This is a genomic window from Bacteroides sp. AM16-24 (assembly GCF_003471885.1).
Lineage (GTDB): Bacteria > Bacteroidota > Bacteroidia > Bacteroidales > Bacteroidaceae > Bacteroides.
Window position 1 is genome coordinate 19,329 of record NZ_QRKI01000002.1, and the last position, 11,750, is coordinate 31,078.

Annotated in this window: 9 protein-coding genes, 1 tRNA gene and 1 pseudogene; 5 read left to right on the forward strand and 6 right to left on the reverse strand. The window is 39.4% G+C overall.

From position 1 onward, the window contains the following. Positions 1–5: 5 nt before the first annotated feature. A complete protein-coding gene (locus tag DW182_RS02485) occupies positions 6–1,586 on the forward strand; it encodes a SusD/RagB family nutrient-binding outer membrane lipoprotein (protein WP_044532046.1) in 1,581 nt (526 codons plus the stop codon). A gap of 19 nt (positions 1,587–1,605) precedes the next feature. On the opposite strand, the gene DW182_RS02490 is transcribed toward DW182_RS02485, so the two are convergent. Next, on the reverse strand, positions 1,606–2,922 hold the full coding sequence (locus tag DW182_RS02490) for a pyridoxal phosphate-dependent aminotransferase (RefSeq protein WP_118294557.1): 1,317 nt from the start codon (positions 2,920–2,922) through the stop codon (positions 1,606–1,608). 195 nt (positions 2,923–3,117) lie between these two features. On the opposite strand from DW182_RS02490, the gene DW182_RS02495 reads away from it, so the two are divergent. The 3 genes and pseudogenes from DW182_RS02495 to DW182_RS02505 all read left to right on the forward strand — a co-directional run bounded on the left by DW182_RS02495 (position 3,118) and on the right by DW182_RS02505 (position 5,536). Further along, positions 3,118–3,191: transfer RNA gene (locus DW182_RS02495), tRNA-Asp, on the forward strand. Between the two features lie 296 nt (positions 3,192–3,487). Beyond that, positions 3,488–4,570 (forward strand): linear amide C-N hydrolase, encoded by a 1,083-nt coding sequence (locus DW182_RS02500; RefSeq protein WP_118294558.1) that lies wholly within the window; start codon positions 3,488–3,490, stop codon positions 4,568–4,570. A 136-nt stretch (positions 4,571–4,706) separates the two neighbouring features. Next, positions 4,707–5,536: pseudogene (locus DW182_RS02505) on the forward strand (transposase). Between the two features lie 316 nt (positions 5,537–5,852). Here DW182_RS02505 and DW182_RS02510 read toward each other — a convergent pair. Continuing rightward, on the reverse strand, positions 5,853–6,173 hold the full coding sequence (locus DW182_RS02510; RefSeq protein ID WP_007663067.1) for a hypothetical protein: 321 nt from the start codon (positions 6,171–6,173) through the stop codon (positions 5,853–5,855). 240 nt (positions 6,174–6,413) lie between these two features. Here DW182_RS02510 and DW182_RS02515 point away from each other — a divergent pair, with 240 nt between their 5' ends. Continuing rightward, positions 6,414–7,529, forward strand: a complete 1,116-nt coding sequence (locus DW182_RS02515; RefSeq protein WP_007663066.1) for a DUF2971 domain-containing protein — start codon at positions 6,414–6,416, stop codon at positions 7,527–7,529. A gap of 29 nt (positions 7,530–7,558) precedes the next feature. On the opposite strand, the gene DW182_RS02520 is transcribed toward DW182_RS02515, so the two are convergent. The 4 genes from DW182_RS02520 to DW182_RS02535 are packed head-to-tail and all read right to left on the reverse strand — an operon-like array spanning position 7,559 to position 11,740. Then, the gene (locus DW182_RS02520) at positions 7,559–8,869 is read right to left on the reverse strand and encodes a DUF58 domain-containing protein (protein WP_118294559.1); all 1,311 of its coding nucleotides are present in this window, start codon (positions 8,867–8,869) and stop codon (positions 7,559–7,561) included. Beyond that, positions 8,866–9,840, reverse strand: coding sequence for a MoxR family ATPase (locus DW182_RS02525; protein ID WP_117707468.1), 975 nt, complete (start codon positions 9,838–9,840; stop codon positions 8,866–8,868). Before DW182_RS02525 ends, DW182_RS02520 begins: the two co-directional genes overlap by 4 nt. Before the next feature lie 11 nt (positions 9,841–9,851). After that, complete coding sequence (locus DW182_RS02530) at positions 9,852–11,129, reverse strand: DUF4350 domain-containing protein (RefSeq protein WP_118294560.1); 1,278 nt, start codon at positions 11,127–11,129, stop codon at positions 9,852–9,854. Beyond that, entirely contained in the window at positions 11,126–11,740 is a 615-nt protein-coding gene (locus tag DW182_RS02535) for a DUF4129 domain-containing protein (RefSeq protein WP_007663061.1), read from the reverse strand. Before DW182_RS02535 ends, DW182_RS02530 begins: the two co-directional genes overlap by 4 nt. Between the last annotated feature and the right edge of the window lie 10 nt (positions 11,741–11,750).

Consider the following 11,750-nt stretch of genomic DNA (forward strand, 5'->3'; position numbering starts at 1 on the left):
GTGGAATGAAAAGATATAGTTGGATATTCGGGGGACTGCTATTATTAGCTTCGTGTACAGGTGACTTTAAAGACATTAATACGGATTTGTCCGGAGTAACGGATGAAGATTTGCAGATTGATTACAATGAACATGGTATTCGTTTAGGCATTATCCAGCAAGGTATTTACTTTAATTATGATTATGGAAAAGGTAAGAACTGGCCTTTTCAGTTGACACAGAATCTGAATGCCGATATGTTCAGTGGATATATGCATGATGGTAAACCGCTGAATGGAGGAAGTCATAATTCGGACTATAATTTGCAGGATGGCTGGAATAGTGCTATGTGGGGACATACTTATTCGTATATTTTTCCGCAGATATACCAGTCGGAAAATGCAACTCGTGACAAGCATTCCGGCTTTTTCGGAATAACAAAGATTCTGAAAGTTGAAGTGATGCATCGCGTTACGGATTATTATGGTTCTATTGTGTATACACACTTTGCCGATCCTGATGCAGAATATGCTCCCGATACACAGGAAGCTGTATACAAAGAATTCTTTTGTGAGTTAGATACGGCTGTGACAGTTCTTACCGATTATGTTGAGTCGAATCCGGAAGCTGCTGAGTTCTCCCGTTTTGATATATTGATGGATGGTAAATATACTTCGTGGATTAAGTTTGCCAATTCATTGAGAATGAGACTTGCCATGCGTATTGCATTGGCGGATAAGGAAAAATCACGTTCAGAGTTCCTCAAAGCATTTAATAATGAATATGGAGTGTTGGAAGCGGAAAATGAACTGGTAGCTGTCTCAACTCAAAGTGGATATACCAATCCGCTGGGTGAACTTAATCTGGTGTGGAATGAGACTTATATGAGTGCTCCTATGGAATCTATTATGAACGGTTACGAAGATCCCCGGAAAGCTGTTTATTTTGCTACTTGTCAGGATAAGGCATATACGGGACAATATCGTGGTATCCGGCAGGGGACCTGTTTCTCTCATACCTCTTACCTTGGTTTATCTAAATTGCAAACCACTCAAAAGACAGATGCTATTCTTATGACTGCAGCTGAGGTTTGGTTCTTGCGAGCAGAAGCTGCTTTACGGGACTGGACAAGTGAAAATGCCGGTACCTGTTACGAGAGAGGGGTTACTGCATCTTTGCGTCAACATGGTATATCGCAAACGGCAGATTATTTGAATAGTGATAAATTGGCTGCTGATTTTGTGGATACATATGATACTGAAAATAATATAAAGGCACGTTGTACAGTGTCTCCAAAGTGGATTGAAACAGCTGACCGGGATACAAAATTAGAAAAGATTATGACTCAAAAGTGGTTGGCGATGTTTCCAGAAGGATGTGAAGCTTGGGCGGAACAGCGTAGAACAGGATACCCACGTCTTTTCCCCGTACGCTTCAACCACAGTAAGGACGGTTGCGTCGATACGGAAATCATGATACGCCGGTTAAATTTTCCCGGAGGCTTACAAACGGAGAATCCAGAGCAGTATCGTGCATTAGTCAATGCTTTGGGTGGGGATGATAATGCCGGTACTCGTTTGTGGTGGGATACCGGCACTAACTGGTAAATTTATTTTTTCTATTTACTTATTTCACCGGATGGTTTTCTGCAAAGATTGCCATCCGTTCTTCTAATTGTGCGTATTGATGATCCTGAATGAAAGAAGTACAAGCGCGTAAACCTTCCTGGTGGCTACCTGTTGTAATCAGTGATATGGCACTGACACCATAATACATCAATTCTTTAGCAAGTTCCCCACTGGTCATACCCGGATAGCCAATGGTAAAGTAGAAACCATCGGCAACTGGATTACCCAAATCATTGTCATATACCAAATGGAAACCATGACGAAGGAAAATTTCTTTTAATTTGTGTGCACGTTCACCATATATCTTTACCTCATCAAGGAAGTTGTATTGCCCTTCGTTAGCAGCTTTCAACATGGCAGCAAGTGCGTATTGTGCAGAGTGACTGGTACCTGAAGAAAGAGCATAAAGTACCCGATGAATGAATACTGTACCAAATGTGCCACCTCCGTATCGTTTGGTGAGTCCAGGGTAGGAGCGATGGTACAATTTGTTTGAGATGCAGCTTACCCCGATGCGTTGTCCGGCATAACTGAATGCTTTAGAGCCGGAAATAAGCAATACATAATTGTCTGTATAATGTGCCACTGATGGTTGGTAAGGTGGTTGGAATGGTTTGCTCAAATCCTGGCGGAAGTCCATTGCAAAGTAAGCCAGATCTTCCAGGACAATTACATCATACTTCGTGGCAAGTTCTCCGATAATACGCAGTTCTTCTTCCTTTAAACATATCCAACTGGGATTGTTAGGGTTTGAGTAAACAATAGCAGAAATATTGCCTTTCTCAAGATAACTTTCCAGCTTTTCTTTTAGTTTGTCACCACGGAAGTCATATACATCAAAGGTTTCAAACTTTTGTCCCATGACCACCAACTGTTGTTTTTGCACAGGAAATCCCGGGTCGATAAACAATATCGTATCTTTCTTTTCATCACATTGACTGCAAGTGAGGAATGAGGCGAAAGTGCCTTGCATAGAACCGGTAACTGGTACACACCCTTCGGGCTTTAAATCTACATTAATGAAAGCTTTGATAAAACGTGAAGCTTCTTCTTTCAGGGCAGGTAATCCGTTGATGTCGGGGTAGAGACTGGCAATTCCTCTTTGTAATGCTTCAATTTCAGCTTTTACACCTACTGTCGAAGGAGGCAGACCTGGTACACCCATTTCCATTTTTATGAATTCTATACCTGACTCAACTTCTGCTTTGGCAGCAATTGCTTTTACTTCGCGGATAGTAGCCTTTCCAAAGTCGGCAATTTGAAATGCTTCGATGGTTTCGTCTATCAACTTACGTTCAATAGGAGTATTTCTCATGATTTTTCTCGCTTTTGGTTCATTTTGATTTGTTATTCGATTTTTTTTCGTCAGACAAAGGTAATATAAATATCTTATAATCAAGCTTAGTTTAAAAAAGATGAAAAATATTTCTTCCAAGCTATTGCAGGTTTCAAAGAAATGCCTACCTTTGCAACCGCAATCGAGAGAGATAGCAATTAAAAATGAAATTATGGTGCGTTAGTTCAGTTGGTTAGAATACATGCCTGTCACGCATGGGGTCACGGGTTCGAGTCCCGTACGCACCGCGAAAGCAAATAGCAAATTAAAGCAAAGCTCTGAAATCCTTGAATTTCAGAGCTTTTTCTTTTTCTCCACTTCGGTCAAAAATGGTGGTCTAAGCAATTCTTGTGTATCTCCATACCCTTCAATGGTGTGTGTTGCTGTCTGCTTTTAAACTACTATTCATGTCGGTTACCTTGTTCTGTATATACTTTAGGGGTAAACAATTTACCTTCTGAGTATGTTTTATATATCAAGACAAATCGTTTGTCGAACTTATTCTTATGTTTTTATTGTTTTTTCATCCTAAGAAATAATTAATATGAAACTAAATTTATTTTTCATTTCAGTAGTAGTAGGCTATATGTTTTGGGGAACATTGTCTGCTATGGCCTGTACAGGTATAACTTTAAAAAGTCAGAATGGTACAGCAGTTGTAGCACGGACAATCGAGTGGGGTGGGAGTAATCTGAATAGTCAGTATGTAATTGTTCCGAGAGGTTATTCTGAGCAATCATTTACACCAGATGGACAGAATGGCATGGTGTTCATCGCTCGTTATGGGTATGTAGGATTGGCTGTTGAGCAAAAAGAATTTATTGCAGAAGGAATTAATGAAGCCGGACTCTCGGCTGGTCTGTTTTATTTTCCACATTATGGAGAATATGAAGATTATGATAAAAAAGTGGCAGATAGTAGTATATCTGATTTTCAGCTCGTTTCTTGGATACTTGGAAAGTGTACTACTCTTGAAGAAGTGAAGGAAGCCGTTGCCAATGTACATATTATAAACATCGATTCGCGTGCATCTACTGTACATTGGCGTTTTGCTGACCAGACTGGACATCAACTTGTATTAGAAATAATCGGCAAAGAAACTCACTTTTATGAAAATAATCTGGGAGTTCTTACGAATTCGCCAGGATTTGAATGGCATTTGACTAATCTGAATAATTACGTCAATCTTTATCCCGGAACCGCACAGACACATGGCTTAGGGAATCTTGAATTATCTTCTTTTGGAGCAGGCAGCGGTTTCTTAGGACTTCCTGGCGATGTAACTCCTCCATCACGTTTTGTACGAGCTGCTTTTTATCAGGCTACGGCTCCGCAAAAGTCTACTGTTCTCGAAACTGTTCTACAGTGTTTTCAAATATTGAATAATTTCGATATTCCTATCGGAATAGAATTTTCGGAGGGAAAAGCTCCTGTTGATATTCCAAGTGCTACACAATGGACGTCAGCTACAGATATGAGGAACCGGGTAATCTATTTTCGTACTATGTATGATAGTACGATTAGGAGCATTGATCTGCGTACAATTAATTTTTCTATAGTTTCTTATCATGCTGAACCTATGGATAACGTGAGACAGCAGAAAATAGAAAGGTTGAAGATTCACTAATTAGGGATATTCCTAAAATAATGAAATTTAAGGCAACTAATTCATTGCGAGTTAGTTGCCTTTTTGTATCTTTAAGCATTCCCCCCAAAAAAAACGGTTTGACGGCCAAAACGGGGGTAATCTAAACTAAAAACACATGGTAAAGATACAAAAAAATTCAGAAATCGAACCTCGTTTAGGTTTTACCGAGTTCGATATGCTAAAAAATATCGTCAAAGTTTTACAACGAGTGAATTAGGTCGCCTCCATGCTCTGTTTCCTTTCTCGGAACTGGCCCGAGAAATGCATTTGAAGTCCTCTGCTTTGGGTCGTAAAAGTTATTTTTCTCCTGAGGGTAAAATAGCCTTGATGGTCCTGAAGTCCTATACTAACTTTTCAGATTCACAACTGATTGAACCTTTAAACGGTAATATTCATTACCAGTTATTTTGTGGTGTTCAGATTGATCCGCTTCATCCACTGACCAATCCTAAAATCGTCAGTGCAATTCGTCAGGAACTAGCGGATCGCCTTGATATTGAGTTCCTCCAGGCTATTCTGGCTGACCATTGGAAACCTTATCTTGAGAATCTTCATGTCTGTATGACGGATGCCACCTGTTATGAAAGTCATCTGCAACAACAACTGACCAAGGTTAGGGTTAAGGCACTTGCAGCGGATTCAATCTATGCTAATAATGCCAATCGGAAATTTTGTACTAAATATCATATAAGTACTTCCTTTAAGCGTAAGGGTAGAGCTGCCAAAGATGAGCCACTTCGGAATATCTTACGGTCGGAACTCAGCCGTGAAAGAGCTACCCGCCTAGAAGGAAGCTTTAGAACGCAGAAACAACATTACTCACTGGCCAGAATAAAAGCTAGAAACAGGAAAACGGAAATGCTTTGGATTTTCTTTGGAATACATACGGCCAATGCAGTATGCATGATAGAAAAGGTCGAAAAGAAAAAAAGAACGGCTGCATAATCAGACTAAAATAACAAGAGGAAAACAGGAGAGGTCTTTAACTTCCCCTAAAAAGACATATACATAATGTACCGTTGGGAAGAAAAAATAAGAATATGTAAATAATATTCTATTAAAAAGATAGAAGACTTGAGACTTTACAGAAAAAAATAAGAGAAAAGCTCACGTAAAGTAAAACTGTTCTCTTAATTTATTAGAAAGAGGGACATTTACTGAATATCTCTAATTAATTCCATAACTTTTATTGCAATAAGGCTCTGTTGATTTGTCTGCAGAGCTTTATTGCAATATCATTTTGCTTATTGCAGTGTCATTCCTATATGTTCTTTTTCCAGTGAATAAATAGGTTTTTGTCAACTTTATTTTTTCCTACTAATTGAAGGTTATAGGAATTTAGACCAGCGTAGCGATAATCGCCATAATTAATGTCGCCTAATAAATCTATATTCATTAGTGCCCGAACAATTTTTGATCCGCATTGTTCTATTTTCTCGACGATACATTTTCCTCCTAAGAGGTTCATAAGCAGATAAGCTGAAACTTCATAAGCACACCAGCCACATTCTTCCAGATACAGATGGATACAACTTTCATTGTTTTGCTCTTTTTTGAGCACTTCAGAAACTTCTTTTTTCATGGTTATCTTTTTATTTACTCGATTTTAGAATCCGGGCAAAGCTAACACCCCTTTATTACAAACAAATATTTTAGTGATACGGTTTTGCAGGGTATTTAAACTATTCAAATAATTAACAGTATAAAAGAGACCGTAACAAAGAAACTTTGAAATTGGGCTGTCAGCTACGTAAATAAACACTATTTTTGCATAATGAGATTCTGAGCATGTACGGACATTATACTTGATATATAAAACACAATGGAAACATCTAACTTTAAAGAGGAGTTTGAGAGAATGTTGATGAGTGAAATTATTCCTCTTAAACGTGGAGAAACTAATTCACCGGAAGGAGGTGAGTTGTTCTCTAAACTCCATGATTTGGTGGCGAAAAATGTACCTTCAAAACTATATAGATATCGGAACTGTCAAGAATATAATTTGGATTCATTTAGAGATGATGAAGTATATGCCGGTAATCCTCGTAATTTTAATGATCCGTTTGATTCTTTGGTTTGCTACAAGAAAGAGGAGATATTAAAGAATTATGAGGAAGCGTTGAATAAAAATTGGTTTCTTTATATGTTGAGCAAGATAAACAGCCTGGTTGAGGAAGAGATGAGAAAACAATATCCTGACGATCCGATAATTGATGAAGTTGTGAAAAAAATGCAATGTTTTAATGTTTGGAAAGGAGAAGGGGACGAGGTGGTGAACCAAAGATTGCGTGAGGCTTATTATGAAGGAACTACATATGGCGATAAGGGCATTTATAGTGATAAAATTAATGAATATCTTGAATTTATCGGGGATTTATTAGATCAATCAGTGGAGAGTGTAAAGGAAAGTTGTAAGATTGCATGTTTTACAGAGAGAAAGGATAATATGCTGATGTGGTCACATTATGCTGATAGACATAGCGGATTTGTGTTGGAATATGATATAAAGCAAGTTGTTTTTCCAACAAGTGATACGCAACCTAGTAGTCACCCGGCAATACTTTTTCCGGTAATCTATTCAGATAAAAGACTTGATGCAACTCATATAGGGAAAAGTTTAATGGATGACTTTCTTATAAGCCTTAAAGGAGAAAATAATAGCAGCATTGTTTTGCCTGACATTTTTATTTATTTGAAAGTGTTTTTGAATAAAGCCAAATGCTGGGGATATGAAAATGAATGGCGATTGATTTGTCCGGATTCTTATGAAAATGAATCTGTCAAAGTTATAATGAAGCCTACAGCTATTTATTATGGCAGTAACATATCTTCTGCTGATAAGGCGAAATTGAGTTTATTGGCTAAAGAGAAGAACATTGCTGAATATCAGATGGCAGTAGAATATTATAATTCAGAATATAAGGTAAATGTCTTATAATTATTTGCCTGCCTATTACCGGAGGTTGATTAGAGTAACTGTCTCGATTTTATCTCCAGATATTTATTAATTACATCAATAGAGAGATTTTCGGGCGTGGTCAATAGAGAATAAATGCCATGCTGTTTTAGGGTAGAGACAATTAATCGTTTTTCAAAGGCAAATTTTTCGGCAATGACATGGCGATAGTATCCTTCCGTATCTGAGGCAGGAGTAGCAATATAGGCTTTCAGGTCAGCATCTTCGAAGAATACTACCAGTAGGCGGTGTTGTCGATTCAGTTGTTGCAGGTATGCTAATTGCCTGTTCATGCTTCCCATACTGGAGAAGTTGGTGTATAAAACCAAAAGGCTACGTTTATTGACATGCTTGTTCAGATGTACGTATAAGGAAGAAAAGTCCGTTTCACTGAAAGTAGTTTCCTGATTATAGAGATTTTCAAGCAATGTCTGCATATGTCCGGGACGGCTTGATGCTGGTACGAAGGTATCGAAATGTTCATCAAAGGTTATGAGTCCGGCTTTGTCTTCTTTCCGCATGGCAACGTACGAAAGAACTAATGAGGCATTTATCGCATAGTCAAGTAAGGTCATTCCACGAAAAGCCTGTTGCATAACTCGTCCCTTGTCTATCACACTATAAATTTGCTGGGAACGTTCGTCTTGATACACATTTACCATAAGTTCGTGCTTGCGGGCACTTGCTTTCCAGTTTATAGTGCGATAATCATCGCCTTTTACATATTCCTTTATCTGCTCAAACTCAGTGTGATGTCCTACGCGACGTATACGTTTTATACCCAATTCCGTAAGATTATCACTTATTGCCAGCAATTCATAACGATGTAACATCAGGTAGGATGGATAGACTTTGACATCTTGGGTATCACCACAGGTATAGCGGCGCGAAAGTAATCCCATCCTACCTTGTACAAATATACGAATCCGTCCAAAATTGTAGATTCCCCGATGGGTGGGTCGTAATTGATAGCTGATTGTTTTACCTTCATTTGCCTGGAGCTTTATCTGGAAATTTATATTTCGCTGCTGGAATATAAAAGGTATTTCATCAATGACTTCCACGGATACTGCATATGGATAACTGCTCTCCACCCGAATGTTCACCGTATTTTCATCTCCGTTGGAAAAACGTGATGAACATTGGCGAAATGCCTGTATACCATGGATGCGATAAAGCATGTATCCTTCCGCTAATACAGCCAGGAGCATGATAAAAAGCATCCATTGCCCGAGAACAAAGAGCGGAGCAAAAGTATACCCGCTACCCAGTAACAGGATAATCAGGCTGAGGGCAATATAAAAGCGTCGGTTTAAAATCATTTCGGTACTTCTACCTTATCAATCAGGCGTTGGGTTACTTTCACCGGTGAATATCCTTCCATTTCGGCCTCCGCAGTCAGAATCAGGCGGTGCTGGAGTACGTATGGAGCAACAAATTTTATATCTTCCGGTGTTATGAAATCACGTCCCTGCAATAGAGCGTATGCTTTAGAGGTCTGCAGCATAGCGACAGATGCACGTGGAGAAGCTCCCAGATATACGGCTTTGCTGGTGCGCGTCTGCTGTACAATCATGGCAATGTATTGAAGCAATGTATGATCAATAAATACCTGGTTCATCAGCTTGCGGAGAGATAAGAACTCTTCTTTGGTAATGGTAGAATCGATGTCCTCCAGTTTTACGAATGTGGCATTTGTATGATGGCGTTTCAGGATGTTTATTTCTTCATCCAGAGTTGGGTAGTCCATTGTTATTTTCATCAGGAAACGGTCGAGTTGCGCCTCGGGTAGTTTATAAGTACCTTCTTGCTCTACAGGATTTTGAGTAGCCAGAATTGTATAAAGCTCTCCCATAGGATAAGTCATTCCGTCAATACTGACCTGACGCTCTTCCATTACTTCGAACAGGGCAGCCTGTGTCTTGGCCGGAGCACGATTGATTTCATCCACCAATACGATGTCGGCAAAGATGGGGCCCCGATGGAAATCAAAATCATTGGTTTTCATATTAAATACAGTTGTACCCAGTACATCGCTTGGCATTAGGTCCGGAGTAAACTGAATACGGCTGAAATCCGCATCAATCAGGCGGGCAACCAGACGGGCCAGCAGTGTTTTTGCTACTCCCGGCACACCTTCTATCAAGACATGCCCATTTGCTAAAATGGCAGTCAATACCAAGTCCACCATTTGCTCCTGACCTACGATGACAGATGCAATCTGGTCTTTCAACTCTTGTATCTTCTCGGAAAAGAGAGTCAAATCTACTCGTCTTTCAATATTCTCTTCCATAAATTTCTTCTTTATATATGATCTATTATTTCATTCATCTTATCAATAAAATACTTCATCTGCTCTACAGAAATAGTGCACCCTCCATAAATCACTGGTCTGACGGAACGGATAAGCTCACTGATCTCTTCTGTATTCATGCCGGTCTTTTGGGCTATTCTGCTGAAAGAGTGTTCGTCATTTGCTACTTCCTCTATATTTACCTGAATTTCTCTTCTCAATTCTTCTGCAAAGTAGATATACTTTTTATGCAACAAGTCGGCATGATCTTTCTTTTGAAAATAAAGAGTTCCTATCAGTTCGGTAAATTCCAGCGATTTGTTTTCCGGTTGGTAGATGATAGGAATTACCCGTTGCCTCCTTCGGGCGGTGAATACCATGAAGAGAATAATGGTGAACATCGTCAAATACAAAGCCCATCTCAGCGGTCTTTGAGAAAGGAAATACCGGAAAGGGGACATCTGTATTTGGGCCGTTTGCTTCATGTAACCTTCGGTGCGGACAATGGGTAAATCTCCCATTTGGGATAATAGGCGGAAAATGTAAGTAGCATTTTTTCCATCTAATACTCCATAATTAGTAAAGAGCAGGGGAGTAGAGATCAGGATTATTTCGCCTTTTCCCCATGGATAGGACAAGGCAACCGGGACACTGACAATAGTATCAGTAGATATGGAGTCCATGTCTATTCCAAAATCATATTTTAGATTATCAAGCGAAATGGCCTTTTCTGCCAGTACCTTAGCCGGAAGCGAGTCGGGCACGAGGTAAGAAGAACACAGTTGAGGATAGAAATTAAAGGATTGCCGGGGATATATGGCAGAATCTCCTACCCAGAGGAGAGTGTCTTTCTCCAATGATGCAGCAGCATATTTCTTTAATAATGCTGGGCTAAAGTAGGAATAACTGCTATTAAAATCCAATGTATCTTCTAAATTTCTGTTGAAAGAGTTACTCACCAGCATAATCTTATTTCCCCGTTTTGCTATCTTTAGTATTGCTTCTACATCCACATCTGTCAGAGACAGGTTATTAGTGGCTACTAATATGCCTCTACGAGAGATTGTGTCTTCCTGTTCCAGTTCATAAAAGGTTTTTCGAGATAAAGAATACCCCTTTGGTAACGACGTAGATAGCAAACTGTCGAAAACGGCACATCCGAAAGGTTGTTTATCGTAGTGGCTGAAACTAGGAGCCCATACAAACTTTTTGGGTAATCTACATTCTATCGCGAACATTAAGAGTAAAAAGATGGCAATACAGATGATAAACAAGTGATTTCCTTTCATACAATGCCTCCTTTCTTGACTTCTCCCTGTAAGGATAGCATGGTCTGGAATAATTCTTCCGTTGCTTCAAAGTTTCCATAGCGCACTCGCAAAAAGTGATGGGTTAACCTCTGAAATGCAGGCATCCGTACTTCATAAATATATTGTGTAGGCGTTTTATAGAGTTGCCAGTCAATACGTTTTTCGTCACTGAGTTGCTTCAATGTTTGCAAATATAGCAGTCGGATTGCTTCCCTGTAATCGTGGCGGGAAAGGGAAGAGGCTATTTTTAGGGCAAAATCAACTCCATAAATGGTATCTTCCCCCACACTGTAAGGTAAAGCATTCTTGCGGGAACGTATGAATATTGCCGGATTTTTTTTATAAATGAACCAGCCGATCAGTAACAGCATGAGGACAGCAACACTTATCAGAATCGTTTTTGAATAATCTTCAGCAAACTGACTGCCAAATATACTCTGCAATATTTCTCCGAACCACCTGTTGAGCCATTCGAATATATTCACTTCGGGGGCTATCAACTCACGGTTGTAGTTGTAGTCTGCGTCAGATTGCCACACAGCAAGTTGCGTAGTATCACAAACCAATGTATCAGTCGGAGAAAGAGTCATTTAGATTGAT

What these genes read in the sequence shown, in the direction of transcription:
- DW182_RS02485 (WP_044532046.1), top strand. Translation starts at nt 6, where the DNA reads ATGAAAAGATATAGTTGGATATTCGGGGGACTGCTATTATTAGCTTCG.
- DW182_RS02490 (WP_118294557.1), bottom strand. Translation starts at nt 2,922, where the DNA reads ATGAGAAATACTCCTATTGAACGTAAGTTGATAGACGAAACCATCGAA.
- DW182_RS02500 (WP_118294558.1), top strand. Translation starts at nt 3,488, where the DNA reads ATGAAACTAAATTTATTTTTCATTTCAGTAGTAGTAGGCTATATGTTT.
- DW182_RS02510 (WP_007663067.1), bottom strand. Translation starts at nt 6,173, where the DNA reads ATGAAAAAAGAAGTTTCTGAAGTGCTCAAAAAAGAGCAAAACAATGAA.
- DW182_RS02515 (WP_007663066.1), top strand. Translation starts at nt 6,414, where the DNA reads ATGGAAACATCTAACTTTAAAGAGGAGTTTGAGAGAATGTTGATGAGT.
- DW182_RS02520 (WP_118294559.1), bottom strand. Translation starts at nt 8,869, where the DNA reads ATGATTTTAAACCGACGCTTTTATATTGCCCTCAGCCTGATTATCCTG.
- DW182_RS02525 (WP_117707468.1), bottom strand. Translation starts at nt 9,840, where the DNA reads ATGGAAGAGAATATTGAAAGACGAGTAGATTTGACTCTCTTTTCCGAG.
- DW182_RS02530 (WP_118294560.1), bottom strand. Translation starts at nt 11,129, where the DNA reads ATGAAAGGAAATCACTTGTTTATCATCTGTATTGCCATCTTTTTACTC.
- DW182_RS02535 (WP_007663061.1), bottom strand. Translation starts at nt 11,740, where the DNA reads ATGACTCTTTCTCCGACTGATACATTGGTTTGTGATACTACGCAACTT.